Here is a 26,827-nt window from a genome sequence, read left to right on the forward strand (position 1 = left end):
GGCGAGGGCAGGATGTACAGGCACCCCTTGCACGTGCCCGCCTCGCGCTCTATCAGAATCTCGAGTGGACTGCGCCCGCGCTCGCGGCGACGCTCGCCATATTTCTCGGGCTGGCGGTGTGGTGGCTTAAAAATGGTCAAATTCAACCCCCAGCTCCGACGCCGCGTGCACCTCGACGCGCTGCACGTAATCCGAGAACTCCTTCACTGTCATCTCGCTCGTTGATTTCCGACGGCTGAACAGGCGTCCATCTGGCAACACGACCTCGACGCGCGGGCAGAATTGTTCGGCAAGGTGCTCGTGCCAGGTGTCCTCGCTGAATTGCTGACTGTCGATCCAGACCTGCTGCGCGATCGCGCCAAGGACTGCGCCCGACCAGTAGCGCGCGTTCTGCTCCGGCGTGCGCTTTCGATCTTCGGTCGTGAGGATCATGCGAATGGGTGCGCCTCGTTCGATAAACGCCTTCGCGTTCTCGCGGATGAATTCGACGGCCGCGCGCCACACGGACGGCCCTGTGATGACGAACTCGCGATAGAGACGTGCCACGCCGGCGCTCACGCGGACTCGCGCGCGATCGCGAGATCAAGAATGGCGAGCGCATCAGCGTGGTTGTCGTCCTCCACACGCAGGCCTCGGCGCTTCGCTTCCGCGACCATCGCGTCCTTCTTCGCATTGCCCTTGCCAGTCCAATGCTTCTTCACCTCGCCGACGCCGACCGGTTCGAGACGGATGCGGTTCACGTCGCAGAAGATTTCAAGTTGCGCGAGGAATCCGCCGTACACGTGCGCGGCAATCGTGTTCGGCCGATCCTTCGTGCCGTGTGCCATCACGTGCTCGTAGTAAATCGCGTGCAGATCGCCGACTTCACGTTTCAGCGCGGACAGGTGCGCGGTGAATTTGAGCCAGCGCTGCCCGGCGCCATCGGTTTTCCGAGCCGAGAACGAGATGCTGCCGCCGCGTCGCTTATCGTTGGAATCGCGGAGCGCCCATCCGCAGGTCGTGCCGATGTCTATCGCGAGGATGTTGCGCGAGCCGGACGCCATGGGGATCAGCCGTTCAACGGCTGGTGCATCGAATTCCGTGGTGATTGCGTTCATTCGTCGAATCCTCGTTTCGCGCGCTGCGGCGCATTGGGGGCGGGGTGCACATAACCCGGCGCGAGGTCCGCAAAGCGAGAATGCGCGCCGTTGAATGCCAGCCGAACGTGGCCGATCTCGCCGTTTCGCTGCTTCGCGACAATCACTTCCGCTGTGCCGCGATTCATCGAGTCAGGGTGGTAGACCTCGTCGCGGTACAGGAACAGGATCGAATCGGCGTCCTGCTCGATCTCGCCCGAGTCGCGAAGGTCGGACATGGTGGGACGTTTGTTGGGTCGGCCATCGACGCCCCGGTTGAGCTGCGACAAGGCGATGACCGGGACGTCGAGCTGCTTGGCGAGCGCCTTCAGACCCCGTGAGTACGAGCCGACTTGCTGCGTGCGGCTGTCGCCCTCGCCGCCGGTCATCAGACCGATGTAGTCGACGACGATGAGCCGCAGCCCGTGCTTACGCTTGGTCGCGCGGCTCCGGTTCACGATTTCCGCGAGCGTCAGCCCGGCCTCGTCATCGACGAACAGCTGCTGGTCCGCGAGCACCTGGACCGCGTACGTGATGCGGGGCCAGTCTTCATCGGTCAGCTTCGAACCGTTTTTTACGTGCGAGAGGGGTAAGCCGCCGACGCGCGCGATGTTCCGCTGCTGCAGTTGCTTCGCCGGCATCTCCATCGAGAACACGAGCACAGGCCCGGACTCGACGACATTGCCGGCGACGTTCATCGCGAACGCTGTCTTTCCCATCGACGGCCGGCCGGCGATGATGACCAGCTCGCCGCCGTTCAGACCGCCATCCAGCTTCGCATCGAGGTCCGTGAAGCCCGTTGCGATCGCGTCGGATGGCGCGCCATGATGCTGGGCGTCGAGCTGCTCGACGATTGAGACCAGCGACTCGCTCAAGAGGCGCGGCTCGCTAGCACGAGATTCCGACAGCCGGTCGAATTTCGACTGGGCATCACCGATGATTTCGCCAACCGTGCGGCCGTTGCGCGCCATCGCCGCGGCCGCGATCTCGTCCGCGATGCTGACCACGCCGCGCAGTCGCCAGCGATCGATGACGATCTCCGCGTAGCGCGCGATGTTCGCGGCGCTCGGCGTGTTCTGGGCCAGCGCGTTGATGTACGCCAGGCCGCCGATGTCACGCTCCTTGCCGAGCGTCGAAGCCGCTTCGAAGACCGTCAACGCATCGGCGGGCCGGCGCACCAGAAGCAGCTTCGAGATGAATTCGAAGATGAGCCGATGGTCGTAGCGATAGAAGTGCTCGGCCCGTAGCTCGCCGATGCGATCGAAGGAATCGTTGTCGAGCAGCAGGGCGCCAAGCACCGACTGCTCCATCTCCACCGCGTGCGGCGGAACGTTGACGGCTTCTTCCGGAAGGTCGTGCGGCGCGTTCATGCGGCGTCCCGGTGGTATTTGTTTTCGAGGCACTTCGCGAAGTTGCCCGGGCTCATGAGCCAGTCGATATCGGCAAGGAACGGTGGTTTGCCTGGCTGAGGTTTCGACCGGCCGGTGAGGAACTCCGACTGCGAGCACACGGCGAAAAAGCTTCGCCACGCAGCGAGGCCGTCAGCGACGTTGGAATAGCCGAAAGGTTTGCTGGCAAGGCGCGATGCTTCTCGCCATCGCGCCGCGATCGTTCGTCGGCGTGCTTCGTTGAGCACCTTCACCCGGGGGTTGTCCGGCATCAGCTCGTGATACGCGGCTACGATTTTTTCCGCCGGGCAGAGCAAAGGATTCGTCGAAGGGCGGCCTCCGAGCAAGTCCACCGGCGGCGCGGCAGCGTCGTCGGGGACAGACGCGGTAGCGTCCCTTGTCTTTTCCTGCTCCTGCTCTTGCTCCTGATACTGCTCTTGGCTTCCAAGCCCCTTCGAAGGGGCTTCCGAGGGCCTTGGGTTTTTAACCACCGAAAAGCGTTTTTTCGTCATGTTGTAGGCGGTACCATATTTCTCGAAGAAGGCCGCCAGATATGGGTTCTCAGGGAGGGCGTTGTATTCGTTTTGCACGCCTGCGGACCGTTTGTCGCCAGACGAGAGTGACTCGGCGATCTGATACCGCGCCATTTCGAAGACCCAAACCATCTCGGAGGCCTCGTCATAAGCGCAAAATCCCGCTTCGATGCACCTTTGAAGCCCCTTCGAAGCCCCTTCCATGCCCAAACCAGTTTCGTGGGCGAGGTAAAGCTTCGGCAGGTAATAGAGGCCAAGCATATTTGCGTGAGGGGCGGTCATGAGATACATCCCGGTGATCTGCGCCTCCATGCCTGCGGCGCGCAGCCGCTTGCCAGTCTCGCCAATCCAGAATTGAGGACCGACCTTGCCGTATTCGCGCATCGCCATCAGTCGAACCCTCGGAAATTTGCAGGGTTGCAACGCACGGCGCGCGGGCGACGACTAGCAGACTGAAGAAGGAAAAACGGCAGTTGGTGCTCGCACACAGAAGCCGCCTCCTCAACGTCGATCACCATGTGGCTGATGCGTTTGAGATCCCCGCAGAAAAACTCTCGATTTGACGAGTCGCGTAAATCGGCGAGCGCTGCGTGGATCGCGCGTTCGCGCGTGCGAGCGTCGACGTATTCGGCATAACAAACGATTTCAAAATTGCTAGGAACGCCGGTAGCACGATTGGGTTCTTCGCAACGTGCGTGGAGGCTACGCTCGGTGAAGCCGACCTTATAGAGATTCGGCATCGCCGAGTTTGCGAGAATGTAGACAAATCCATAGCTCATTTGTCGGCCGCTCCGACGCAACGCTTCGCTTGCTCAATGCGACGCGCGTAAGCCCGCAGGCGCCTGATCGCGGTGCCAGCCATCCACTGAAACGGCTCCCGCGTCTGGCAGATCTCCATGCGATGGAGCAGCTCGGACAGTTCCGCTAGGTCTGGGTCCTTGATGGGGAAGTCGCTCACAGCACATCCTCCGTCGAGAACAGTTGCGGCTGCACTACGCCGTTCGAATAGACGACGTCGAGGATCACATCACCGGTCGGCTCGTCGCCTTCCCAGCCTTGCGGCCATGTTTCGGCGGCGATCAGCGCGCGGATGCGAGCCTCTTCCTCGGTGTCGATCAGGTTGATAAGCGGCCGGCCGGCGGCTCGCGCCGCGCGGTTGCATTCGTCCTGAATCGACAGGATGCGATCGAGGCCCATCAGCCGGGCTTCGAACGTCAGCGGCCCGAGGCGCTGCGGATTCTTTGCATACGACCCGTCCTTCAGGAGTTCGAGACCCGGCTTGCGCAGGCGGTGCTGCGGCTCGCGCAATTCGCGCCACAGCGGCTTGATGCCGCGCAGCGGCGCGAGATACGCCCACTGCGGATTGCGGAGCACGGTTTCGAGCGCCTTCTCTTCCTGGGCGAGCGGGCAGCCGATGCAGCCGGTGCGCGCGTTCAGCTCTTCAGCTTCGTCGCCGCCATACGCGTCGGCGATCGCGCGGGTCGACCAGTCGCCGAATTCTTCCTCCGGTGCCCAGTGGCGCAGCCATTCCCAGACGTGGCAGACGCGCCAGTGAAGCAGCGGCGCGAGCGTCGCGATCCGGCCGCGCAGGCCGCGCGCGTTCGGCAGCACCTGCTGATACCAGCCTTGCCCGCATTCAGCGCCGTCCTTGCCGCAGCTCATCTCGATGCGCCGGTCGCGGATCGCGCTCTCGCCTTGGCGCACGCCGGTGATCATCAGGATGTTGCCGCCGATGCCCTCGAGACGCTGGCGCAGCGCGTCCTCCATCGGATCGATCTTGATCTGCCGCGTGCACCAGCGCAGCGTGTTGTTGTTCGGTGGCGGGACGCCGCGCCCGAGGATGTAGACCATGAACCGCTTGTCGAGCGGCGCGCGCACCACCTCGACCGCGATGCCGCGCTCGCGCAGCTCGTCCATGATCCGCTCGGCGGAGATCGCCAGTGGCGAGAGTTCTTGCCGGGTGTCGGCGTAGAACACCGTCAGCGTCTTCGGCCGCGTAATCTTGCCGGTGTCGATCAGCCAGCAGATGAGCGTGAGGGTCGCGGTGCTGTCCTTCCCGCCGGACCAGGCGATGCCCCAATGCTCGTGCTCAGGGCCATAGGCCAGCATGGATTGAATCGTTAGTTCGATCGACTCGGTCATCTGCAGGCGCTGTGCACCCGCCGCCAAAAAATCCATCTGCGTGGACATGCAGACCTCTTTATGCAGCGCTCGGTCGTGCAGCGATCAAGCCGATGGTCACGAACGCTTTCATCACGTATGCATCGGCAATGCAGCGGGCGCGTACCGCGCGCGTGATTGCCTCCTCGGTTTGGCCATGTGCTGTCGCTACTTCGGCGACAACTTTGGTCACGATCTGACGGGCTTCCTCTTCATTCATGCGGCCCTCTGCGCGCGCTGCGCGATGATCTCTTCCATGCAGGTCAGCTGCGCCTGCCGGATGAGGAATTGAGTGATCGCGCGATTGCCCACGGTCGCCTCGAAGATCGAGATCTTCTCGGCAGGCAGGGAGCGGCGGGTGCGCCCGTGGGCGTCTGCGTCGCGCGCGTTGAGGTAGTCGGTGACGTGCGATGCGTAGAGGCCGCAACGCTCAGCAAGCGTCGACTGGCTCATACCCATCGAACGGCGCTTCGCCCACGCCAGCCTCACAGCGTCGCGATACGTCATGCAGCGGGCGACGTCCGCATCGGCCAAGAAGGTCGGCCCCGTAAGCAGTCCGCCCATCAGCGGTAGGTCTTTGTTGTTGTTGTCCATCGCCTAAATCAATCGGATTACCTGTTGAATTACCCGTTGAGCCGGGGGCCAAATAAAGGCCGGTATCAACCAGCCGAGAAGAAAAGATGCGAACCACTGCTATGCGAGAATCAAAGCCTCTGACCTCTTCAACCCACTCACAGCGGGGCTCGCATGACCGACAAAAAGATCGAGCAAACTCTCCAGTTCATCCTGGTCGAGCTCGAAATGCAGCGTGCGAGAGTCGACGCGCTAACCACTGCACTCAAGTACGCCGTCCTTTCCAATCCAGATCCGAGCGCGACCGTCGAATTGATACTGAAACGCCTCGCGCAAACGGAGGCGCAAGCGAACGCGTCGCCAGAATCGACCGACGCCTACTTGCAAGGGTTGTATGCGGTGCTTTCGCGGATAGAGAACTGGTCGAACGATCCGGGATTTCCATCTTCTTGAAGATTTCCCGTTCTCGATTTCGTTGCTCGAGCAGCTCTTCAAAATCAGATCTGGCAACTGACTGCGCAGGCTTAGTGCCCCTCGAAACGCGTTGCTGATCTGAGGCCTCCGCTAGACCGAAGATCGAGTACACGGACGCCACCACATCAGATAGCTTCTGCCGGTTTTCGGTTAGACCGCTACGGCTCGCTTCCTGTGCGAGTCGCAAAAGCACTGCAACAGCTTCCGACAGGATTCCGGCCATTGATCGGCGAAGGGGGCCGTCGTGCTGTATAGCGTCTCTCATATCTGCACCTGCGGAAGCGCATCGGCCGAAGATCGCACTTCGCAAACGAGTTCCGGCCAGATATCGCGCCATCTCGGGTGCAATTCCCTTCGGCTGACCATACCGCCGGTCAACAGGTCGATTGCAGTGCATTTGTCCGCAGGGATAGGACGCTTACCGTCTACCCATTGCTGAACGGTAGGCGGCTGAACACCTAGCTTTCGAGCCAAGGCAGCTTTTCCGCCAACGAGCTCGCAGGCTTTCTGAACGGCAGTGGTCTGGATTGAGTTCATGAGGCAAATATATGGCATTGCCTCATCAAAAGCAAGGCATTGCCGCATCCCTACCTTTGAAGGTCAAATAAGGCAATGCTTACTGGTCCGGATCTCGGCCGCGCAATATCGCAGGCCATTGAAAAGAAAGGCGTCACGAAGAAGGCCTTTGCGGACGCTATGGGTGTCCGGCCCGCATCGGTCCAAGATTGGATTAAATATGGGCGCTTAGCGAAGCACAGGATCAACGACCTTGTCGACTACTTCGGGGACGTCGTCTCAGCGGAGTATTGGGGGCTCGATTTCGTGGTAGTCACCCCAGCGGCGCGTACGGAGATTCCTCTTGGCTCGAAGACCAGTGTGAGCTCAGGAAGCGTCAGGAGGCCGACGGCGGAGAAAAATGAACGGGTGAGGAAGATTGCGGGCCAGATTGCTGATGTGGTTCAGGAGCTTGTGGCTTCGCGCGTAATGGTAGTAGAAGAAGTCGAACTGTTGCTGCACATGCTGCAGAAACGGCTTCCGACAGGGTCCAACGTCCCTCAAATCAGCTCGAATAAGATTGACGAAGTAATGGCGGCGATCGAGAAAGCCGAGAGCGCCGAGCCGACAATAGACAGCTCAAAGAAAAATGACAAAGCGAGGAGCGGTCGTCGTTCCGCTTAGACCGAAGGTTGCCATCGTTCCCTGGAAGACAGCGGTCGCGTTGCCGGGCGGCAACGAGATAGTTGAGGGAAGCCATCGCATTTGGCTCGCGCCTTGTCGGCTGGCCGAAGGCGGTGATGTGATGGCCTACATCAAATCATTAGACGAACGCCGATTGTTCGTCGAGCTTCTCTGTGCTGCGATTGGCGGCACAATGGGCGTTCCTTGCCCCTCGCCGCTATTGGTTTTTGTACGGACAGGCAATTATGGTGTGACTTCGAAGCAAGGCGCCACGTTAATGTTCGGCAGCCAAGCATTCAATCATCCAGACGTCGCTCGTCCGTTGCGAGACAGAGAATTGATCTTGCATAATCTCCGGCAAGCGAAATTGCTGGAATTGGCGGGCGTATTCGACGAATGGATCGCTAACGATGATCGCCACGACCGTCAGATTCTGTTCGGGTCAAGCGCTGGCCCGCTGTTCATCGACCATGAGCGCGCGATGTCGTCAGCCGTAAGCGCTAACGATTCGGTGAAAAATTGGCTCATTGACGAGTACATCTCGATGATGAACGATGAGGACCGAAAGAAGGTGCTTTCTCTCTTGAGGAGCAAGGCGGCTAAAGCCCATGAGGTAAATCTGGGAAGTGACCTTTCCGACGGTATTGAGTACCTCAGTCGTGGCTCGGAACTTCTTGCAGACCTTACGAATTTTTTGGCGGCGAGGTTGCCTGAGTTAGACCGTCTTCTAGCGACTCGGACCCAGCCCGAACAGGGGTATTTGAGAGTGACTGCACAGGCATGATTCCGTTCGAACTTCCCGACTACAGCGCCGACTGGTGGCCGATCTACCTAGAGCCGATTCCTGGCTCGGGCGAACGATTGACCATTGCTGTCATCACTGTCGGCCGAGATGGTCAGCGGCAAGTACGTTCGACTCTACCAAAGGCGGCGCTCACAATGTTGTACGGTGAGCACAGCACCGGAATGATGGCTGTCGTCGTCCAGACTTTGGAGCGAGTGCAGCGACAGCTCGATGAGCACACCGATCCGAAGAAGATAACGCTTCCTTTTGGAGGTGTTTTCCTCGGCCAGCCTCGCGACGCGCTTGCCGACGATATCAACGGGGTCTTCGACCAGGCCATTCGACTCACTTCGAGCTTGGGCGTGACGGCGTTCGGGGAAGCGAACTCACGGACAAGCGAAGTGGCGAGGGTGTTCGCTGAGTGGTCGTTGAAAGTTCGCGAAAGCGTGCTTCGCAAGCACGCTACCTGGGATGAACGATTCGAACGCAACGTCAAGGTTTCTGGCAAGAAGAGCGCGCGGATCAGCTATATGCACCATGAATATGCGGCGAATTTCGGCGTGATCCGGCCGCGACAAGGGGCTGATATCCGAGCGTTGAAGATCAAAATATTCGACCTTGAGCAAGTCAGGCGGCAGAATCCATTGACGGTTAGGCAGGTAGAAGTATTGGTGGGTGTGCCAAATGAAGCCACACCAGGATTGACTACTCGAGACGCTCGCAGCATCAGCGAGAATTTCGAATACATCTACTATGAAGGTCGAGCCCGTGACATCGTGGTCAGGAAATTCGATTCGCCACGAGAGGTCGCTAAGCACCTCGTCAAGCAAGCAGCGTAAGTCCGAGTTCGATCGTTGTTGCCCGCACATGCGGGCTTTTTTTTTGGAAAAGATATGGCATTGCCTCTTTACAAAAGATATGGCATTGCCTAATATCACTCCATCGCAGCCCGGCTGCCCTTGGAGTGAACCGCCATGCAGGCTCTCGTCGTTGGAAAGGCCGTCGTCAAGTGCGATGCCGCCGGGCTCATCAGCCTGACGGACCTGTTCACCGCCGCGCAAGCGCAGGGTTTCGCGATTGGCAAACTCGACCCGCGCGCGTGGACGCGTAGTCCGCGTGCAAAGACGTCCGGAACGACAGGGAAGGTTTCAGTCTCTGGCGGCCCGGGGTGGGACTTCATCTCGACCGTCGCCGGCACTCTTAATGTGGCCGCAACTCACATTTTGAAAGCAACGCGCGGCAAGGGCGGTGGCACGTTCGCCCATTGGCAGATCGCCCTGGCATACGCCAAGTACCTGTCTCCCGAACTTCACATGCAGGTCAACGAGGTATATGCGCGCGCCAAGGCTGGCGACGTCACCCTCGCAGACGAAATCGCAGATCGCGCATCGCCCGCCCAGCAGGAGTGGCTGGCAAAGCGGGTGCAGGGAAAGGTCGCGCGCGCCCGCTTCACCTCGACTCTGTCTGAGCACGGTGTGACTGGTCGCGGTTTCGGCGACTGCACGAATGCGATCTACCGCGGCACTCTCGGCGGCTCGAAGAAGGAGATCTGCCAAGCGAACGGCCTCGACTACAAGAAGGGCCGCAGTCTCCGCGACGTCATGAATATCGACGACCTGATTGCAACCAGCATGGCCGAGCTCGTCGCCGCCAAGCAGATCCAAAAATTCAACGTTCGTGGCAATCAGCCGTGCGCTGACGAATGTCTGCGTTCGGCCTCGAAGGTTGCCGCACTGATGCAATAACGCGATAGAGATACAGCCATGGCAAAGGCATTCAAGGCTGCCCGCTCCGAGCGCGCGGCCATTGTTGGAGAACTGCGTGCAAGCAACGACGCTTTGTACCGCAGTGCTCAGCGAGACACGGCGCGCACTGCGTCGTTTGTCGACTTCCATGCTGAACGCCTCGCGGCGGAGCGCCGTTGGATCGACCAACAGCTTGATCAGTTCGGGGTCCTTTGATGCGCGCACTGACCGAGGCCGATTATCGCGGCGCGGAGATGCTGAACAGGATCGTCGCGGCCGTCTGCGCGGCAGTGTTCGCCGCGATGGTCATGTTCCCGTTCGTTCAATAACTACAGATTTCGCAGTACGGCCGCGCGACCGGTTCGCGCATAACGAGGAGTCCACCATGCAACTCAACAAGCAACGCAACTTCATCGCAGCAGCCGTCATCGCACTCGCAGCAGCATCCCTCTTCACTGGCCACGCACAGGCGGCCGACTCGTTCGGCGTTGGCGGCGGCTTCAGCAGCTCGGTGACGCTCTCCGGCGGCTCGTCGGCGACCTCCGGCTCGAACGGCAACGGCTATTCGACGCAGTCCTCGAACAGCGCGGGCTACGGCTATGCGGCCGGCGGCACCGCGATGGGCGTGGGCGCGGTCGGCTCGTACGCCTACAACGGCGGCGCGGCCGTCGGCGCGGGTGGTTCGTTCTCGAGTGCGGTGGGTGGCAGCAACACGGCGTCGACCTCGAGCGGCTACACGTCGGGCGACGGTTATGGCGCCACGAAGGGCGGCGCGGGCGTCGACTACTCGGCCGGCGGTTACAGCGGCTTGAGCGGTTCGTACGCGTACTAATCCAGAAACGAAGAGGCCCCGAGTGGTTCGCAGCACTCGGGGCCTGACTCCACACGAGGAAGGAGCCGCCATGAATAAATTCACAGCCATCGCAATCGTAGCACTTCTGGGAGCAGCGAATGCCCACGCACAAAGCACTTCGTCTGCCACTCAAACCTCGACGTCGCAATCCGTGGCTCAGGGACAGATTGAGTTTAGCCAGTCGCCGGAGCACACGTCGTCAACTGTCAGAAACGTTTCATCGCCTGTTCTCGGCGCATACGCGTCGTCTTTCTCCCAATTCAACTGCGGGCAGACAACGCAGGGCGGCTTTGCTGTGGCGGGGTTCAGCGGCGCCTTCGGTTCGAGCAAGGACCAGCGGTCGTGCGTACTGGAAGTCGCTGCTGCTGAAATGACCCGGCAGTCCACCGTCGATCCCGACAACGCAGCCGCCCTGCGCAGCGCCGCGATCGGGATCCGCTGCCAGATCTCCAACGAGATTTACGACGCCATGCGCGACGCCGGCTTCGACTGCAAACGCAAGCCCAAGGAAATGGTCGATCGCACGGACACGCAGCCCGAATCCACCCGCGTCGCGGGTAACTGAAGAGGTCAGCAATGAAGCTCTTTTCGAAGCCTGCAGCACTTTCGCGCGATCGCGTCGAGGAACTGAAGTTGGAAGCGCTGCGCGCTCGGAATGAGCGTCGCCAGCGCGACGCGAAAGCAGCTCTGGATCGCCGTGGTGTCACGCCTCGCGTGGTGATCGGCCGTGGGCATGTCCCCCAGTCCGTCGCGCGCACCTACACGCACATGAACGTCCGAGGTCTCGCATGAACATCGTTGCTGCTTGGGGCGTCGCCGCCTTCCTTTTTGTTCTTTTCATTCGAGGTGCTTGTGAGAGCGCTGCGTCTTCGATTCACGAACTTCACGAACCGTCACCCGATCTTGACGATGCTGGCCACGATGCTTGTGCTCGTGCTGGCGTGGTCGATGTTGCCTGACGATCCGCCGTTCGACTCCTCGTACATGCCGGTCCTTCATTCGAAATCTGCTACGTGATGAGCTATCAACCGTCGAACCTGAGCATCCGAGCGTCATCGTTCGGGAAATTCTTCGACTGCGCGTATTCTTGGGAAGGTGAGCATCTGCTCGGGAAGCGCAAGCCTGCGGGTTTGCGCGCGCTGTTGGGAACCGGCGTGCACGCGGGTACTGCAGCTTTCGACAGCGCGCGCCTGGCGAATGCCGATATCTCACCGGACGATGCCGCTGGCGTGTTCGTCGACTCGCTGCACCATCCTGAATATGACGTCGATTTCTCGAACGACGAACTGAAGCTGGCGGAAGCGGAGCGCATCGGCCTTGTGCTGACGTCGCGCTATTGCACCGAGATCGCCCCGCAATTCCAGTACGTTGCGGTGGAGATGCGGCTCGAGCCGCTCGTGATCGATTGCGGGGGTGGCACAAACATCACGCTGACCGGAACGATGGACCGGGCGCGCGTCGCTGAATCAGACGACGGCACCATCATTCCCGACGTGAAGACCGGCACGCGCGTGGTGACGAACGGCGTAGCCAACATCAAGTCGCGTTCGGCGCAGACCGGCACTTATCAGCTCATGTACGAGCACACCGCCCGTGAGCGCACGGCGGGCGCACAGATCATCGGTCTCGGCACCACCTCGAAGACGCCGATCGCTGTCAGCGCGGTATTCGACGCACGCCGAGTACTCGTCGGCACTGACGAAGCACCAGGGCTGATCCAGTTGGCTGCGGACATGTTCCGTGCAGGCCTCTTTCCCCCGAATCCGCAGTCATACCTCTGCAGCAAGCAGTACTGCTCGCGCTGGGACAGCTGCATTTATCACGAGTAATCGGAGTATTCAGTGAACGCGACAACACAGGCCCGGCCCCTTTCCGATGTGATGCAGCAGCCCGACAGGCAGGCGCACCTCCCGATGATCCACCCGGGGTTTGACAGCCTTCAGGCATTCGAACTGATCCAGCGCGTTGCAAAAATGTTCGCGACGTCTGACCTGGTTCCCGAGTCGTATCGGAGTGTCATCGAGAAGACCGATCGATACGGCAACGTGAGCTCCACGCGCGAGAACCCGAAGGCCGTTTCGAACTGCATCGTTGCCGTGAACATGGCGTACCGCATGCGCGCTGACCCGCTCATGGTGATGCAGAACCTGTCGATCATCGAGGGGCGCCCGTCCTGGTCGTCACAGTTCGTGATCGCGCAAATCAACAACTGCGGACGGTTCACGCCATTGCGATTCGAGATCGTCGATCTGGGCGAGAAGGAGGTCGAATATATCTCGTTCGAGTGGAAGGAGAAGGACAACGGAAAGCGTTACCGCGAAGAGGTCACGCAGACGGTCAAGATCAGCGACAAGCAGTGCATCGCATGGGTCGAAGAGAAGGCCACCGGGGCGCGCCTCGAGTCCTCGCCGGTGTCGATCGAACTCGCTGTGCGCGAAGGCTGGTTCACGAAGAACGGCAGCAAGTGGCGGACGATGCCGGACCAGATGCTCCGCTATCGAAGCGGCGCGTTCTTCGGCCGCATCTATGCGCCGGAACTTCTCATGGGCCTGCAGACCGAGGACGAGGTTCGCGACACCATCGACGCCGTAACGCAGCCTGACGGCTCGATTGCAGTCGATGTTGACGCACTGCGTCGTGCATCGGTGTCTCCCGCGGCCGCCCGTGCGGAAAGGCCGGAACCCGAAGGCGCCCCCGATGATTCTCCAACTGGTCGTGGAACCGAAGACGGCGCACCTCAAGACCCGCATCAGAAACGTGCTGACGACGGCGCGTCGACGCCACTTACGGAAGCTGAAATCACTGAGCGTCTCAAGTCTGCTGCGAGCACGGACGAGTTGACCGCCGCGATCGCGCTGATCGCCGATGTGCCTGACCCTGAAGCGGAAAAGCGCCTGACCGCGATCGCAAACGACCTGAAGTCCCGCTTCCAACGCAGCGGCCGTCGTTCGCGCGGCGCTGGCCCGAGCGTCGAGTAATCACGGTTTTCACAGGAGCACTGCATATGCCATTCGAAACGGACACGCAGCTGACCAAGCTGATGCACATCAACATCCGCACTGAGAAGCACGGCGACGAGAGCGTCACGGGCGTTGATCTGAGGTTCAGCCTCAACACCACGAACGATGCACTCGCGATGTTCTCGTCGACGCTGAAGTCTGCTCTCTACATGAAGGATGACTCGCCGCAGGGCGAGATTGAGCCGGACGCGAGCCATCTGACGATGCTCAAGAACCCGCGGATGGGCGCGATCAAGTGGGACGAGAAGTATGACCACGCGCGCGTGGTGGTTCATCACGGCGCCAGCGGCCGCGAAGACATCGTGTTCGGGGACGCGAAGGTGAACAAGTTCGTCATCGAGCCGAAGGAGGGCGGCACCGTCGTCATCGGCTACCGCGTGCAAGGCAATCCCACCGAGGCTGAGATCGGCAAGCTGACCAGCGTGCTGAATCAGGAGGTCCAGGTGACCGTCGATCCGGAAGGCGGCGATGAGGCCGATGACGGCGACACCGATACGGGCGCCGGCGCGAATGCGGCGGCAAAGGAGGTCGAGGCCCAGAAGAATCCGGCCAAGCGCCGCGGCCGCCGCAAGCAAATGGACCTTGTCGAGTAACAGTTCAATGGGAGCCACGGACCGGCTGCGTGTGTAGCGCGCAGATTCCCCGCGTACGGATCCATGCACGACGTTCGTGCGCTCCCACCCACCATCGAGAATCGATATGCGAATTCACCAGATCACTGCGAAGAACTTCGTCGGCGCGCACGATGTCGACGTGACGATCGACACGCCCGTCACCCTTTTTGCCGGACAGAACGGCGCGGGCAAGAGCAGCCTGAAACAAGCAATCGACGCTGCCCTGTTGGGGCACATGGGCCGCGTCACGCTGAAGAAGGAATATGGCGCAGCCGTCAGCGAGGGAGCCAAGAAGGGCCTCGCCACGGTCGAGACGGATGCCGGAGTTGCGACGTTCGCGCTGCCCGATGGGAAGCACTCGGCGCCGCTTACCGCCTACCTGGGCGCGCTTCCGTTTCTGCTCGAGCCGTCGCGCTTCGCTCGCGCCACGGCCGACGAACGCCGCACTTTCCTCTTCGAACTGACTGGACTCCGGGCGACGCCCGAGGTCGTGAAGAAGTTGTTGCTCGAACGGCAGTGCGACGAGAAGCGCATCGAAGCGGTGCTGCCCATGCTGCGCGCCGGCTTCCCCGCGGCCGTCGACTTCGTCAAGGATAAGGCGAAGGAAGCTAAGGGAGCATGGAAGGGCGTCACGGGCGAGCAGTGGGGCAAGGAAAAGTCCGAGGGCTGGGCAGAAGAGGTGCCGCGTTTCGACGCCGCGCGTCATGCTCAGGTCCTGAAGGAACTGGAATCGGCGGACGCTCGGTTGCAGGATGTGAATCGGGAGTTCGGCGCGCTTCATGAGAAGCACCGCACATTCGCATCATCGCGTGCGGCGCACGAACGCAACCTCGAAACGGCGCAAGGTCTCGTGCGGCTGGAAAAGAAGCTCGAGTTCGACAAGGGCGAGCTCGCGAAGGCGGAACAAGCTTTGACCGATGCGCAGGGCCGCGCCGGCTCCGCGCCGCGAAAGGGGCTGGTGCACGAGTTGGCATCTGCCGTCGGCATGTTCGCGGCCATCATGTCGGATTCCGACGGCGTCGCTGGCTACCACCTGAACGGCGAGGTCGCGGGGTGGGACGAGTTCGACCTCGGCCCCGTCGCGGCCGCGATGTCTGCGTACGAGAAGCAGTATGGCGCCATCGGCGAGGCCAGCGACGAAAAGGCCCGCGAATCGCTTCCGACTCTCGTCTCGGCGCGCGACACAATGCTGCGTTCGGTCGCAAATGACGAGCGCGATATTGCCGCTGCCCGGGCGGCCGAAGAGGCGCTCAAGCTGACCGCCGATGCCGATCCGGTGTCCGACGAGGATCTTGGCGCAGTGCGGACGGCGTTGTCCGAGGCCACGAACATCCAGCGCAAAGTGCGCGAGGAGTTGGACAGGCTGAACGCCACGAAGCAAGCCGCCGACGCGGCCGCTGAGAACACGAAGAAGGCCGCCGCGCACCACGCCGACGTGATCGGCTGGCTGGCGATCGCGGATGCGCTCTCGCCTGACGGTATCCCGGGCGACATGCTGTCGAAGGCTCTCGAGCCGATCAACACGAAGCTCGCTGACTTCGCGCACTTCGCTGCCTGGCCGGTGCCGTGGATCGATTCCGGCATGGCGATCCGCGCCGGCGAGCGACTCTACTCGCTTCTGTCGGAGAGTGAGCAGTATCGCGTTGATGCGTTGCTCGCGCTGACGATCGGTGTGATCTCCGAGACAAAGCTCGTGTCGTTCGACCGGTTCGACGTGCTCGACCTGACCGGTCGATCCGATCTGCTTGCGCTCCTGGATGACATGGCGACGCAAGGGGAGCTTGAGACGGCACTCGTGTTCGCGACGCTGAAGAAAGTTCCGGAAGGTCTGAACGACACCATGCGTGCGCACTGGATCGCCGATGGCGAGCTGCTCGCGGCAAACGTTGCGGAGGCAGCGTGAACGCCATCATCTTCGATACCGAAACGACGGACGCGAACGAACCGCAGTTGATCGAGGCGGCGTGGATCCGCGCGCACATCTGCGGCAACCGCATCGAACTGGGTGAAAGCTTTGAGCGCCGCTACAAGCCGTCGAAGGAAATTACGTCGGGAGCAATGGCGACGCACCACATCCTCGACTCCGATCTTATCGGATGTCCCCCGAGCAGCACCTTCGCGTTGCCTGACGACGTGACCTACATCATCGGACACAAGGTCGACTTCGACTGGGAGGTCATTGGCTCGCCGGCGCACGTGAAGCGCATCTGCACGCTCGCGCTGGCGCGCAACCTCTGGCCACACGCGGACAGCCACAGCCTGACCGCGCTCATGTACCGCCTGTCCATCGATCGCGCTAGGACACGCGAACTCGTGCGCAACGCGCATAGCGCGCTCACCGACTGCGGCCTCTGTGGCTGGCTGCTGTGCGCGATGAATGACGCGGCCGGACCATTCGAAAGCTGGGAGGCGCTGTGGACGTACTCGGAGGCCGCCCGCGTGCCCGAGATCATGCCGTTCGGCAAGCACAAGGGCGAGCACATCAAGGCGGTCCCGTCGAGCTATCGACAGTGGCTTCTCAAGCAGCCCGATGTCGATCCGTACCTGCGCAAAGCACTGGAGGCCGCGTGACGACGACCGAGCCCATTTACGAGGCGCTGAAGCGCCTCGAGCACGCCGACTTGCCGCAGGTCGATCGCGAGATGTTGCGGCCAGCGTTCGCTGCGCTGCATGGCGGCGTGGCCCTCGCGCTGCCCGAGCGTGTGATCCATCGTGTGCGCGAGTTGGACCGTCAGTTCGGCGCCGCGGCGGCATGAACGCCCGGCGCCGCGCGGCCCGCGCCGCATTCGATCGCTACCAAGCGGCGAACGAGCCTCCGGCGGCGCTTGTGCATGAGCTGCTCGGCGCGGTGGCCGCGATGGTGGCCGCCGACACCGAGCGGAAGGTTTCCTACATCGTGGACGGCTATGCAGTGATCCGACAGGCGGAGCCGATCAGCTCGTATGGCCGTCGCGGATCAGGCGCTTGATGATGGGCGCCATGGCCGGATCCTCGGGCTCGCCGGCTTCGATCCAGTCCGCGTATGCGTTGATGTCGTGGGTGAACGGCGGCTCGCCGCGCCCCTTCCGGATAGCGTTCGTGGTTCCGAAGATTGCGCGAGTCTCGGAGAGCCCCGCAATGATCGTCTGGTACGCCGCGTCGTCCGCGGGATCGGTGTCGAAATTATCCATGCCAAGGTTTTCGGCAGGCGCTACAAAAACTTGAGGTTCTCAGATGACGAAGCGAAAGCCCGGATCTACGCCGCCGCGCCGGTTCTGGATCCCCGAAGAGATCGAGCAATTGCGTCGCGAGTATGCCGACCGTCGGACCGCCGAACTGGCCGCCGTGTTCCGTTGTTCCACAGCACGAGTCCACGCGAAAGCGGCGGACCTAGGGCTGCACAAGTCCGAGGCATTCATGGAGTCGGATCGCAGCGGGCGCATTCAGCGCGGCGAACAGCATCCAAACATGCAGGCTACTCAGTTCAAACCTGGGCATCAGCCGTGGAGCAAAGGCACGAAGGGAATCGTCGGCACGCACCCGAACACGCGGCGCACCCAGTTCAAGAAAGGCTCGATGAGCGGCGCGGCCCAGCACAACTACGTGCCGATCGGTTCTGAGCGCATCAATGCGGATGGCTACCTCGAGCGCAAGGTGAATGATGAACATCCCGTGCCGGCGCGGCGCTGGGTAGGCGTCCACCGGCTGGTGTGGGAGGCAACAAACGGTCCTGTTCCATCGGGTCACGTCGTGTGCTTCCTGCCGGGCCGGCGCACCGCCGATCGCGGCAAGATCACGCTCGATGCGCTTGAGCTCGTTAGCCGCGCCGAACTCGCGCAACGCAACCACCCGCGCAACCGAGATCCGGAATTGGCGAAGCTCGTGCAGCTCAAGGGCGCGATCACGCGCCAAGTCAATCGTATCGCCCGCGAGGCGAAGGAGAAGAAATCGTGAGCAACAACATCAACACTGTTCGTCAGCATCTGCTCGACACCCTCTCCGATCTGCGTAACCGCGAAAACCCCATGGACGTCGAACGGGCACGAGCCGTCGCCGACGTCGCGCGCGTCCTGGTCGACAGCGCCAAGGTCGAGGTCGATTTCATCAAGGCGACCAGCGCCGGCGGCTCGGACTTCATGCAGCCCGAACACACGACCATCCAAGGCGACACGCTTCCGAACGGGATCGCCAGCATCACGCGGCACGCACTGAAAGGTTGATGCCATGCCCTGCACACCCTTCCGCCTGCCCGGTGGTACATCCGGGATCGTCTGCACGCGCGGCCGAGCGCGCACGAAGCGCTGCTCAGTGGAGGGATGCCACGCGACGAGCGTCTACCAATGCGACTTCCGGACCCGCCCCGGAAAGACGTGCGATCGGAACCTTTGCGCGGTGCATGCGCACGAGGTCGGCGAGGACACCCATCTTTGCCCGACGCACCTGGTGGATACCAGCGGCCGTACCAATCGGCCACAGGGCGAGCTGTTCTCCGACGAGGTCAAGCCGTGAATCATCGTGACATCAAGGAAGCCATGCTGCTGCCCGGCGAGACCATCGACGTACGCGTGCGGCGACCCGTGCTGGCGTTTCCGTCACGAGATCCGCGGTGGTTCTCTTGATATTGCGATCGATGCACTGATCGACGCGTAGAGCGAAGAGGGGAACTGAGATGGCGAACAACCAAGTCTCGTACGAGCTCACGCGGACCAACATCATCGCGCGCATGAATCGCGGCACGAAGTACACCGCGTATCAGCTCGCTGCAAAATTCAAGGTGCCGACTGACTTCATCCGGCCGAGGGTGCTCGAGCTGGTGGAGGAGGGCGCGCTCGTGCTGGAACGCACGCCGCGCAATCTGATCTTCATCCGGCCGGCTGATAGCCAGCAGGCGCAGGCGCCGGTGCCCGACGAGCCGGAGATGTTCCTCAGCGTGGCCGCGCCGCCGGCGCCGCCTGACATGGTGGGCGTGCTGACCGGCTACGCGCGCGAGTTGACGTCCCGTGCGGAGTTGGCGTTGCTGGAGCGGAAGAAACGATGAACTTCGAACTCTGTAGGACGATAGCTTGCGACCGGCTTGCGTTGAAAAGCCTAATTGCCTCGCTTTTTTCGCCGCGTAATTCGACCAGACCAAGTTTCATGTCCTGCTTCGATGACACGGACTTCGTTGATAAGGGAATTGAGACTCACAACCAACGTGGTGACGCCCAACTCGATTTCATCGATTACGCCATCGGAAACGTGCCGTTGGGAGCCCATATCAGAGGCTGCAGAGGCAATCCATCCTGCGACACCTTCGAAGCATCTGTGAGCATGGACGAACGCCATGACCGCATTTGGGGTGGGGAGATTGTGGACCTCGACGCTTTCGAGCAAGCGGCTCACCTGAGTAAAGTCGGACGGCTAATAGACGTTCGAGAAGTAGCTAAATCCATCGTCATTTCCGTCGATGGCCTTCTTCGCAGCCTCGACCAGCTTCAGGCCGATCTTCACGACTTCGACGGTCGCGCGGAATCTTTGCGCGGAGGCGAATCTTTGTTCCTTTCTCGCGGCATAAGTTTGATATGCGGGTATCCCAATCGCGACGACGAGACCGAGGATTGCCCCCGCGAATTGCGCCCACCCGGACAGCTTCTCATGTTGTTCAAGCCAGATTAGGAAGGCATTCATGCGTGAACTCCCCATTTTGTTTTCTGGCGCGATGGTACGTGCGCTTCTCGACGGTCGCAAGACGCAGACGCGGCGCGTCGTGAAGCCGTCCGGCGCGCATCACATCTTCCAGTTTCGCGGGAAAGATGAAGCGCGCAGCGCCGACGAACCGACCGGCGAATGGGCTTGGTGCAGCGCGGCGCACGTCGTAAGCGATCACATCCGCTGCCGATATGGGAAGCCCGGCGACCGGCTGTGGGTGCGCGAGACGTTCATCGCCTTTGGCCGCTGGGAAACGCGCTTCAGCGAAAAGAAGGGGCGCGACGAGTGGCACTTCATGGACATGACGCTTGAAACCGGCCAGGCGTATCGCTTCGACGGTGCGCTGCCCAATGCGAAGCGCGCCGGTGCGGCGCCGGCTTGGTGGCGGCGCCCTTCGATCCACATGCCGCGCGCCGCGTCGCGCATCACCCTCGAAGTCACCGGCGTGCGCGTCGAGCGCCTCGACCAGATCACCGAAGACGACGCCCGGGCCGAAGGCGCGGCGCCCGCCTGGCTGGATGTGGACGGCGAGACGGTGAACCTTGGCCAGCCCACCTATCGACAAGGCTTCGCGCGTCTCTGGCGCGACATCAACGGCGATGAGTCATGGGACGCCAATCCGTGGGTCTGGGTTGTCGAGTTCATGGTTTGCGCCGCAATCGGACAGACGGCGAATGCAGATGAAAGTGCCGGCAGCGGGACCAGGACGGACATTCCCGCTGTAAGACCCTCGGATGACACAGCTAGCCTTGGGACCGGCAACGACATATTACACCTCGCGGATGATCGGGAAGATCGCGGAGAGAGAGCGTGAGCGAATACAGCAAAATTGAGTGGACTGATCACACGTTCAATCCGTGGGAAGGTTGCCAGAGGGTGGGCCCGGGCTGCGACCACTGCTACGCCGAGACGCGCAACGCGCGGTTCGCTGGCGGCACGGCGATCAACTGGGGACCTGGCGCGCCGCGGCGGCGAACGTCGCCCGCCAACTGGCGCAAGCCGCTCCAGTGGAATCGCGACGGCACGTTTTACGCGCTGCACGGCCGCCGCCAGCGCGTCTTCTGCGCATCGCTCGCCGACGTGTTCGACAACGCCGTCGATCCGCGCTGGCGCCTTGACCTGTTCGACCTGATCGATGCGACGCCAAACCTCGACTGGTTGCTGCTCACAAAGCGGATTGGCAACGTCGCTGTGATGCTGGAAGACGTCGCCGCGCGGCAGTTCGATCTAGATCGACTGCACGCGCCGCGCGCGCGCGACAACGTCTGGCTCGGCGCGACGGTCGTCAACCAGGCCGAAGCCGACCGCGACATCCCGAAGCTTCTCGCGGTACCGGCGCGTGTCCGGTTCCTCTCGATGGAGCCGCTGCTCGGCCCTGTCGACCTGCGCTTTCCGACTAAGACATGGGCCCCGGATAGATGCAATCACTGCTGCAACGGTGATCGCTGCGACGAGCCCGCGCACTACGCGCGCGAGCGCTGCCCATTTTGCCGCGGGACCGGGCGCCAGAAGATCCTCGATTGGGTCATTGCTGGCGGCGAGAGCGGCCCCGGCGCGCGACCGATGCATCCGGAATGGGCGAGATCGCTGCGCGAACAGTGCGCTGCTGCGGACGTGTCGTTCCTGTTCAAGCAGTGGGGGGAGTGGGTGTCAGTCAGCGAAGTCGCCGGCCCGGGAGAGCACTTCTCATTCGACGACGGCGCGACCGTGCGGCGGACCGGGAAGAAACTCGCCGGTCGCACGCTCGACGGCGTTACGCACAACGGGTTCCCCAAGGCAACGGAAGGCATGAGGCCGCGATGGTACGGTTCATAACAGTCGAAAAAATGGCGGCTGATACGGGTTATACGAAAACCGCCATCTACAAGAAGTGCAATGAGGGCGTGTGGCCCGAGGGAGTCGTGTGGCACAAGGCGCCGGACGGCCGAGTGCTGATTGACACGGAAGGATATGAAAAATGGGTCGTGACGGGAGGGGCGTTAAACCGGCCTCAAAGTCAAGTATCGAAATCTCGTTCATCTACGAGGGAAAGCGCTGTCGTGAGCGAATCCCGCTGCCGCCTACAGCCGCTAACCTAAAGAAGGCGGAGAACCATCGCTCGGCGATCCTCTATGAGATTTCACGCGGCACATTCGACTACGCACAAGTCTTTCCGAATTCGAAGCGTGCTGCGGAGATGGCCTTTCCTGGCCAGTCCGTTGAAACCGTAGCGATTTATCTTGAACGTTGGCTGACGATTAAGAAAACGCAGATTGCCGCCAGCACATATCGTGATTACCACGGAATCGTCTTCAATCTGTTGATTCCGAGGTTTGGCAAAAAGCGCTTGCCGGAACTGCGGCGCGTCGATGTGAAAGAGTGGCTCGCAACCATTGACGATCAGCAAACCGAGAAGATTTCGAACAAACGGCTTGCCAACATCCAAAGTTGCCTGCGTTCGGCATTGCGCGACGCCGTCGATGATGAGCTCATCCAAAGTAATCCACTTGCCGATTTCACATTCGAAAGAAATGAGCCGCCGCGAGATCACGACCATGCGGACCCATTCGATGCCGAAGAGCAGGCGAAAATAGTCGCGAACGCGCGCGAGCCCCAGATCGCAAATCTGTTTCAGTTCGCATTCTGGACTGGTCTTCGAACGAGCGAACTCATTGCGTTGAACTGGGACGATATCGACTGGCATCGCGGAACGATTCGCGTCCGTAAGGCGCTGACGAGAGCGGCAAAAGGAAATCCAGAAACGACGAAGACTGTTGCGGGGCGTCGCGAAGTGAAGTTACTCGAACCCGCGCGCGCAGCGCTCATTGCTCAGAAGCAGTTCACGCTCTTGAAGGATGACGGCGCGGTCTTTCATAACCCTGGTTGGCGAGGGAGGCTCAGCGGGCGGTGGAAGGGCGACGACCAAATATGGGAGGCGTGGAAAACGACGCTCAAACGGGCAAAGGTCCGATACCGGAATCCCTATCAAACCCGGCACACCTACGCGTCGATGATGCTATCTGCCGGCGAGCGAGAACTATGGGTAGCGAATCAGATGGGCCACGCGGACACAACGTCGATCAAGCGCAATTACGGTCGTTGGATGCCTACGGCAGACCCCGAGGCGGGCGGAAAGGCGGTTGCCAAATTTGGCGGCTCGACGCAGGCAGAAAGCTGTCATTCCGGTAGCAAAACGGCGGAAATGTAGGCAAATAAATGACAGCTTACCAACCTTAACTATTTGATTTTCAACACAAAGGTTGGTGCGAGGAGCGGGACTCGAACCCGCACACCCTTGCGGGCGTCAGGACCTAAACCTGGTGCGTCTACCAATTTCGCCATCCTCGCATCACGGCTTGCGCGGCGGGGTTCTCGACGCCTTGCGGCCTGTCTCGATGCCCGGCGATGCCGCCGTGTCCGGCACCGGTCCAACGTGCCAAGCCCGAGATTCTAACCGATTCATCTGTCGATGTCCGGGAATTTGCGGCAATGCGGCGACGGCGCCGCGCCTGCGTCAATTGAGTCAATTGCGCGCGTGATGCTCTCCATGTGCATCATGAGATTGCGGCCTGCCGGCGCGCTGCCTACAATCTCGTCCGACTCTTCGCTTTGACCTCCACTCCGCTCTCATGACCCGCAACGCGCGCAATCGCTTCGTCGCCTGGCTCGGCATTGCCGCCATGTGGCTCGCTATTGTCGCGCCGGTCATCAGCCAGACGCTCGCGGCCCGTGCAGCCGCCGATGATCCGCTCGCGGCGCTCTGCGCCGTCTCGCCTTCCGGTCAAGCCGCGCATGCAACATCGGCGTTGCTGCCGTCGCACGATGCCGCAAGCCATCACGAAGACGCCGGCCATTTCGACGCCTGCTCCTATTGCGGCCTGCTTGCGCATCATTTGCCGGTCACGCCGGGCATCACGCCGCAGGCCGCGCGCATCGAGCGCGTGGCGCGCATGGCGCCGCGCGCGCAGATTGCCTCGATTCGTTCGAAGTCGTTCAACGCCGCGCGTCCACGCGCGCCGCCCGTCTTTTCCTGAACCCGTTCTTCGTCCGGTCCCACTGACGCCCGTCGCGCGCATGAGCACGACGGTCGCGTGACCGCTCGTCCGTCCTTTCAGGAATTCACGATGTTCCCGCTCATCACGCGCGCGCGGCAGTGTTCGCGCCGCCGTGGCTTCGCGCATTCACGCGCATGGCTTCCCATCTCGCTGATGGCGCACGCGGCGCTATCGGCCGCTGCTACGCCTGCCGCATCGGCAGTGGAGTCCGCCGATCCCACCGACACCGCCGACACCGCCTTTGCGCCAGTACACATCAGCGTGCAGTCCGCGCCGCGCGCGTCGTCGCTGGCCCCGAACCTGCCCGCGGCCGTCAACACCGTCACCGCCGACCAGTTCCAGTACTGGAACGTGACGTCGGCCGAAGACGTGCTCAAGTACGCGCCGAATCTGGCCGTGCGCAAGCGTTTCATCGGCGACCTCAATTCGACGATCGCAGTGCGCGGCGCCAGCAATGCGCAGACGGCGCGCGGCCTGGTCTATGCCGACGGCCTGCTGCTCGGCAACTTCCTCGGCAACCCGCGGAACTTCGCGCCGCGCTGGTCGATGATCTTCGCGGACGACATCGAACGCACCGACGTTATCTACGGCCCTTACTCGGCGCTTTATCCGGGCAATTCGATCGGCGCGACCGTGGCCATCACCACGCGCATGCCGACCCAATTCGCCTGGCCGCGCCCATACCACACGGGTTCGCCGTCCATGGCCAGCAGCACGCACTGATGCACGTAGAACGAGACGATCTCTCGAAGGAGCTCAGCGCGGAGTGGGTGCACGGCAACGGTCTCTATCGCTTCACGCTGTTCCAGGACGACGTGAAGAACACGATCCTCAGCCAGACCAACACGACCGTGATTCCTAACATCACTAACGTCCAGAACATCGACCGCGTGCGTTCGCGCGGCGCCGAGTTCGCCTATGAAGGCCAGGACGTGCTCGTGCGCGGACTCGATCCCGTGGCCAATGTCGCGTACACGCAGTCGAAGATCATCGCGAACAGCGGCAATCCGGCGTCGGTGGGGAAGTACTTCTATCGCATCCCGTTGTGGCGGGCGAATCTCGCGGCGACCTGGGCGTGGGCGTCGACAACCTGTTCGACGAACGTTATTACGTGTATCACCCGTATCCAGGGCGCACGTTTTATGTGGAAGGGCGCATCGGGATCTGATGCCATCGACCGGACACGCACAACCCCTTCAGAGAATCGCCATGCTCGCACCCGACACACCCGCCGCCGTTCATCCCGCTCACAGCGATGTCATCGCGCAGCGCCGCACGCTCTGGCGCTGGCACTTCTATGCCGGCCTGTTCGTCATGCCGCTGCTGCTCGTGCTCGCCATCACCGGCACGATCTACTGTTTCCAGCCGCAACTCGAACCGCTCATGTATCGCGACCGGATGGTCGTCGCGGATCCGCACGTGCCGCCCTTGCCGCGCGATGTCCTGCTCGCCAGGGCCGCCGCAAGCGAACCGCGCGGCGCCGTCGCGACGCTCGCGCAGATCGAAACTGACCGCACGCGCAGCGCCGAATTCGTGTTTCGCCTGCCTTCGGGCGAAAGCGAAAGCGTGTATGTGAATCCTTACGACGGCGCGGTGCTCGGCACGCTGTCGGTCGAGCATCGGCTGATGAAACAGGTGCGCGACCTGCATCGCGGACTGATGCTCGGCAAGACCGGCGAACTGCTGATGGAACTGGCCGGATGCTGGACGCTCGTGATGATCGGCACGGGCGTCGCGCTGTGGTGGCCGGATCGCACGAATGTCCGCCACGGCGGCGAGGGTGGCGTCTGGTTGCCGCGACTGTCGTTGAAGGGCCGCGCGTGGTGGCGCGACCTGCATGCGCTCGGCGGCGTGTGGCTGGCGGCGGGCGCGCTGTTCTTCGTGCTGTCTGGACTGCCGTGGTCGGGATCGTGGGGACGCGAGTTCAAGGCGCTCGCGACGTCCGCGTCGCTGGGTTATCCGAAAGGCGCGTGGGGCGAGGCGCACGTGCATTCGAGCGTGCCCGCGGCGCGCGCGCAGGAAGCCGATGCCCACGCCGCACATTCCGGACATGCCGGACACGCGATGCCGTTGACCATGGACGACCTGCCGCTCAAGCAGACGCCGTGGGCCGTCGGCGCGACGGCCGTGCCGGGCGGCATGGCGGCGCCGGTCGCGGCTGCGCGGCTGTCGCTGGATCAGGTGGTGGCGCTCGCCGCGCGCAACGGTGTCGCCGACGACTACGGCATCGCGCTGCCGAACACACCGGGCGGCGTCTATACGGTGTCGTCGTTCCCCGCCGATCCACGCGATGAACGCACGCTGCACATCGACCAGTACAGCGGCCGCGTGCTCGCCGACATCGCGTACCCGAACTATGGCCGCGTCGCGCAGTGGATCTCGTACGGCACGTCGTTGCACATGGGGCGGTATTTCGGTCTGGCGAACCAGATCGTCTGCGCGGCGATTTCGCTTGGACTCGCCGCGCTGGCGCTGACGGGTTTCGTCATGTGGCTGAAGCGCCGGCCGGCGCGGACTATCGGCGCACCGTCGCGTCCGGCGCGGCGTCCGCCGATGCGCGCCTGGCGCGGCGGCCTGACGCTGCTCGGCATGATCTTTCCGCTGATGGGCGCGACGATGCTCGCGGTGTGGTGCATCGACCGGATTGCTCTTGGCGGGAAGCGCGTGGCCGCGTGAGGCTCAACGCGA

Annotated in this window: 36 protein-coding genes, 1 tRNA gene and 2 pseudogenes; 28 read left to right on the forward strand and 11 right to left on the reverse strand. The window is 62.1% G+C overall.

Going from position 1 to position 26,827, the window contains the following annotated elements; all coding sequences use genetic code 11:
* Positions 1-126: 126 nt before the first annotated feature.
* From QCE62_RS07005 to QCE62_RS07040, 8 genes are all read right to left on the reverse strand, one after another.
* Positions 127-558 carry a recombination protein NinB gene (locus QCE62_RS07005; RefSeq protein WP_309915904.1) on the reverse strand — a complete coding sequence of 144 codons (432 nt, stop codon included), beginning with the start codon at positions 556-558 and terminating at the stop codon, positions 127-129.
* Positions 555-1,097: a polynucleotidyl transferase gene (locus tag QCE62_RS07010; RefSeq protein ID WP_309915907.1), complete on the reverse strand. Its 543-nt coding sequence runs from the start codon at positions 1,095-1,097 to the stop codon at positions 555-557. The genes QCE62_RS07005 and QCE62_RS07010 overlap by 4 nt, the downstream gene beginning before the upstream one ends.
* The gene (gene dnaB / locus QCE62_RS07015; RefSeq protein WP_309919679.1) at positions 1,094-2,485 is read right to left on the reverse strand and encodes a replicative DNA helicase; all 1,392 of its coding nucleotides are present in this window, start codon (positions 2,483-2,485) and stop codon (positions 1,094-1,096) included. Before dnaB ends, QCE62_RS07010 begins: the two co-directional genes overlap by 4 nt.
* Positions 2,482-3,426 (reverse strand): hypothetical protein, encoded by a 945-nt coding sequence (locus tag QCE62_RS07020; protein WP_309915909.1) that lies wholly within the window; start codon positions 3,424-3,426, stop codon positions 2,482-2,484. Before QCE62_RS07020 ends, dnaB begins: the two co-directional genes overlap by 4 nt.
* Positions 3,426-3,815: a GIY-YIG nuclease family protein gene (locus tag QCE62_RS07025; RefSeq protein WP_309915912.1), complete on the reverse strand. Its 390-nt coding sequence runs from the start codon at positions 3,813-3,815 to the stop codon at positions 3,426-3,428. The genes QCE62_RS07020 and QCE62_RS07025 overlap by 1 nt, the downstream gene beginning before the upstream one ends.
* 175 nt (positions 3,816-3,990) lie before the next feature.
* Positions 3,991-5,226: a phosphoadenosine phosphosulfate reductase family protein gene (locus tag QCE62_RS07030; RefSeq protein WP_309915913.1), complete on the reverse strand. Its 1,236-nt coding sequence runs from the start codon at positions 5,224-5,226 to the stop codon at positions 3,991-3,993.
* 10 nt (positions 5,227-5,236) lie between these two features.
* Entirely contained in the window at positions 5,237-5,416 is a 180-nt protein-coding gene (locus tag QCE62_RS07035; RefSeq protein ID WP_309915916.1) for a hypothetical protein, read from the reverse strand.
* A complete protein-coding gene (locus QCE62_RS07040) occupies positions 5,413-5,790 on the reverse strand; it encodes an XRE family transcriptional regulator (protein ID WP_309915919.1) in 378 nt (125 codons plus the stop codon). The genes QCE62_RS07035 and QCE62_RS07040 overlap by 4 nt, the downstream gene beginning before the upstream one ends.
* A gap of 153 nt (positions 5,791-5,943) precedes the next feature.
* On the opposite strand from QCE62_RS07040, the gene QCE62_RS07045 reads away from it, so the two are divergent.
* Complete coding sequence (locus tag QCE62_RS07045; protein ID WP_309915922.1) at positions 5,944-6,222, forward strand: hypothetical protein; 279 nt, start codon at positions 5,944-5,946, stop codon at positions 6,220-6,222.
* A gap of 282 nt (positions 6,223-6,504) precedes the next feature.
* Here QCE62_RS07045 and QCE62_RS07050 read toward each other — a convergent pair whose 3' ends face one another.
* Positions 6,505-6,828 (reverse strand): YdaS family helix-turn-helix protein, encoded by a 324-nt coding sequence (locus QCE62_RS07050; RefSeq protein WP_309915924.1) that lies wholly within the window; start codon positions 6,826-6,828, stop codon positions 6,505-6,507.
* A 27-nt stretch (positions 6,829-6,855) separates the two neighbouring features.
* Between QCE62_RS07050 and QCE62_RS07055 the strand changes: the two genes are divergently transcribed.
* From QCE62_RS07055 to QCE62_RS07125, 15 genes are all read left to right on the forward strand, one after another.
* The gene (locus QCE62_RS07055; protein WP_309915927.1) at positions 6,856-7,422 is read left to right on the forward strand and encodes a hypothetical protein; all 567 of its coding nucleotides are present in this window, start codon (positions 6,856-6,858) and stop codon (positions 7,420-7,422) included.
* Positions 7,388-8,206: a HipA family kinase gene (locus tag QCE62_RS07060; RefSeq protein ID WP_409017807.1), complete on the forward strand. Its 819-nt coding sequence runs from the start codon at positions 7,388-7,390 to the stop codon at positions 8,204-8,206. Before QCE62_RS07055 ends, QCE62_RS07060 begins: the two co-directional genes overlap by 35 nt.
* Positions 8,203-9,045, forward strand: a complete 843-nt coding sequence (locus QCE62_RS07065) for a hypothetical protein (protein ID WP_309915933.1) — start codon at positions 8,203-8,205, stop codon at positions 9,043-9,045. The genes QCE62_RS07060 and QCE62_RS07065 overlap by 4 nt, the downstream gene beginning before the upstream one ends.
* Positions 9,046-9,180: 135 nt before the next feature.
* Positions 9,181-9,951 carry a KilA-N domain-containing protein gene (locus tag QCE62_RS07070; RefSeq protein WP_309915936.1) on the forward strand — a complete coding sequence of 257 codons (771 nt, stop codon included), beginning with the start codon at positions 9,181-9,183 and terminating at the stop codon, positions 9,949-9,951.
* Positions 9,952-9,969: 18 nt separating this feature from the next.
* A complete protein-coding gene (locus QCE62_RS07075; protein WP_309915939.1) occupies positions 9,970-10,167 on the forward strand; it encodes a hypothetical protein in 198 nt (65 codons plus the stop codon).
* 169 nt (positions 10,168-10,336) lie between these two features.
* On the forward strand, positions 10,337-10,783 hold the full coding sequence (locus QCE62_RS07080; RefSeq protein ID WP_309915941.1) for a hypothetical protein: 447 nt from the start codon (positions 10,337-10,339) through the stop codon (positions 10,781-10,783).
* Between the two features lie 70 nt (positions 10,784-10,853).
* Positions 10,854-11,369 (forward strand): hypothetical protein, encoded by a 516-nt coding sequence (locus QCE62_RS07085; protein ID WP_309915944.1) that lies wholly within the window; start codon positions 10,854-10,856, stop codon positions 11,367-11,369.
* An 11-nt stretch (positions 11,370-11,380) separates the two neighbouring features.
* Positions 11,381-11,596, forward strand: a complete 216-nt coding sequence (locus QCE62_RS07090; RefSeq protein ID WP_309915947.1) for a hypothetical protein — start codon at positions 11,381-11,383, stop codon at positions 11,594-11,596.
* A complete protein-coding gene (locus tag QCE62_RS07095; RefSeq protein ID WP_309915949.1) occupies positions 11,593-11,763 on the forward strand; it encodes a hypothetical protein in 171 nt (56 codons plus the stop codon). The genes QCE62_RS07090 and QCE62_RS07095 overlap by 4 nt, the downstream gene beginning before the upstream one ends.
* A gap of 57 nt (positions 11,764-11,820) precedes the next feature.
* Positions 11,821-12,633, forward strand: coding sequence for a PD-(D/E)XK nuclease family protein (locus QCE62_RS07100; RefSeq protein ID WP_309915952.1), 813 nt, complete (start codon positions 11,821-11,823; stop codon positions 12,631-12,633).
* A 12-nt stretch (positions 12,634-12,645) separates the two neighbouring features.
* A complete protein-coding gene (locus tag QCE62_RS07105; protein ID WP_309915954.1) occupies positions 12,646-13,782 on the forward strand; it encodes a hypothetical protein in 1,137 nt (378 codons plus the stop codon).
* A 62-nt stretch (positions 13,783-13,844) separates the two neighbouring features.
* Positions 13,845-14,417 (forward strand): hypothetical protein, encoded by a 573-nt coding sequence (locus QCE62_RS07110; protein ID WP_309915955.1) that lies wholly within the window; start codon positions 13,845-13,847, stop codon positions 14,415-14,417.
* Between the two features lie 106 nt (positions 14,418-14,523).
* Positions 14,524-16,341, forward strand: coding sequence for an AAA family ATPase (locus QCE62_RS07115; RefSeq protein WP_309915957.1), 1,818 nt, complete (start codon positions 14,524-14,526; stop codon positions 16,339-16,341).
* A complete protein-coding gene (locus QCE62_RS07120) occupies positions 16,338-17,009 on the forward strand; it encodes a 3'-5' exonuclease (RefSeq protein ID WP_309915959.1) in 672 nt (223 codons plus the stop codon). The genes QCE62_RS07115 and QCE62_RS07120 overlap by 4 nt, the downstream gene beginning before the upstream one ends.
* Positions 17,006-17,194: a hypothetical protein gene (locus QCE62_RS07125; RefSeq protein WP_309915961.1), complete on the forward strand. Its 189-nt coding sequence runs from the start codon at positions 17,006-17,008 to the stop codon at positions 17,192-17,194. The genes QCE62_RS07120 and QCE62_RS07125 overlap by 4 nt, the downstream gene beginning before the upstream one ends.
* Before the next feature lie 177 nt (positions 17,195-17,371).
* On the opposite strand, the gene QCE62_RS07130 is transcribed toward QCE62_RS07125, so the two are convergent.
* Positions 17,372-17,608 (reverse strand): hypothetical protein, encoded by a 237-nt coding sequence (locus QCE62_RS07130; RefSeq protein ID WP_309915963.1) that lies wholly within the window; start codon positions 17,606-17,608, stop codon positions 17,372-17,374.
* Positions 17,609-17,651: 43 nt separating this feature from the next.
* Between QCE62_RS07130 and QCE62_RS07135 the strand changes: the two genes are divergently transcribed.
* The 7 genes from QCE62_RS07135 to QCE62_RS07165 all read left to right on the forward strand — a co-directional run bounded on the left by QCE62_RS07135 (position 17,652) and on the right by QCE62_RS07165 (position 23,292).
* The gene (locus tag QCE62_RS07135; RefSeq protein WP_309915966.1) at positions 17,652-18,371 is read left to right on the forward strand and encodes an HNH endonuclease signature motif containing protein; all 720 of its coding nucleotides are present in this window, start codon (positions 17,652-17,654) and stop codon (positions 18,369-18,371) included.
* Positions 18,368-18,637, forward strand: coding sequence for a hypothetical protein (locus tag QCE62_RS07140; RefSeq protein WP_309915969.1), 270 nt, complete (start codon positions 18,368-18,370; stop codon positions 18,635-18,637). Before QCE62_RS07135 ends, QCE62_RS07140 begins: the two co-directional genes overlap by 4 nt.
* A gap of 449 nt (positions 18,638-19,086) precedes the next feature.
* A complete protein-coding gene (locus QCE62_RS07145) occupies positions 19,087-19,455 on the forward strand; it encodes a hypothetical protein (RefSeq protein ID WP_309915971.1) in 369 nt (122 codons plus the stop codon).
* Complete coding sequence (locus QCE62_RS07150; RefSeq protein ID WP_309915973.1) at positions 19,452-20,072, forward strand: hypothetical protein; 621 nt, start codon at positions 19,452-19,454, stop codon at positions 20,070-20,072. The genes QCE62_RS07145 and QCE62_RS07150 overlap by 4 nt, the downstream gene beginning before the upstream one ends.
* A 10-nt stretch (positions 20,073-20,082) precedes the next feature.
* A complete protein-coding gene (locus QCE62_RS07155) occupies positions 20,083-20,919 on the forward strand; it encodes a hypothetical protein (RefSeq protein WP_309915975.1) in 837 nt (278 codons plus the stop codon).
* A complete protein-coding gene (locus QCE62_RS07160) occupies positions 20,916-21,920 on the forward strand; it encodes a phage Gp37/Gp68 family protein (RefSeq protein ID WP_309915978.1) in 1,005 nt (334 codons plus the stop codon). The genes QCE62_RS07155 and QCE62_RS07160 overlap by 4 nt, the downstream gene beginning before the upstream one ends.
* Positions 21,921-22,062: 142 nt before the next feature.
* Positions 22,063-23,292, forward strand: coding sequence for an Arm DNA-binding domain-containing protein (locus tag QCE62_RS07165; RefSeq protein WP_309915980.1), 1,230 nt, complete (start codon positions 22,063-22,065; stop codon positions 23,290-23,292).
* Between the two features lie 53 nt (positions 23,293-23,345).
* On the opposite strand, the gene QCE62_RS07170 is transcribed toward QCE62_RS07165, so the two are convergent.
* Positions 23,346-23,432 (reverse strand) — tRNA-Leu (locus tag QCE62_RS07170).
* A gap of 281 nt (positions 23,433-23,713) precedes the next feature.
* Between QCE62_RS07170 and QCE62_RS07175 the strand changes: the two genes are divergently transcribed.
* The 5 genes and pseudogenes from QCE62_RS07175 to QCE62_RS07190 all read left to right on the forward strand — a co-directional run bounded on the left by QCE62_RS07175 (position 23,714) and on the right by QCE62_RS07190 (position 26,815).
* Complete coding sequence (locus QCE62_RS07175) at positions 23,714-24,118, forward strand: DUF2946 domain-containing protein (protein ID WP_309915982.1); 405 nt, start codon at positions 23,714-23,716, stop codon at positions 24,116-24,118.
* Positions 24,119-24,292: 174 nt separating this feature from the next.
* A pseudogene (locus tag QCE62_RS07180) lies at positions 24,293-24,709 on the forward strand (TonB-dependent receptor plug domain-containing protein); the annotation flags it as partial.
* A 152-nt stretch (positions 24,710-24,861) separates the two neighbouring features.
* A pseudogene (locus QCE62_RS35260) lies at positions 24,862-25,236 on the forward strand (TonB-dependent receptor domain-containing protein); the annotation flags it as partial.
* Positions 25,185-25,307: a hypothetical protein gene (locus QCE62_RS07185; protein ID WP_309915985.1), complete on the forward strand. Its 123-nt coding sequence runs from the start codon at positions 25,185-25,187 to the stop codon at positions 25,305-25,307. The pseudogene QCE62_RS35260 and the gene QCE62_RS07185, both read left to right, overlap by 52 nt.
* 41 nt (positions 25,308-25,348) lie before the next feature.
* Positions 25,349-26,815: a PepSY domain-containing protein gene (locus tag QCE62_RS07190; RefSeq protein ID WP_309915988.1), complete on the forward strand. Its 1,467-nt coding sequence runs from the start codon at positions 25,349-25,351 to the stop codon at positions 26,813-26,815.
* The last annotated feature ends 12 nt before the right edge of the window (positions 26,816-26,827 follow it).

The sequence above is a fragment of the Caballeronia sp. LZ033 genome (assembly GCF_031451265.1).
Classification (GTDB): Bacteria; Pseudomonadota; Gammaproteobacteria; order Burkholderiales; family Burkholderiaceae; genus Caballeronia.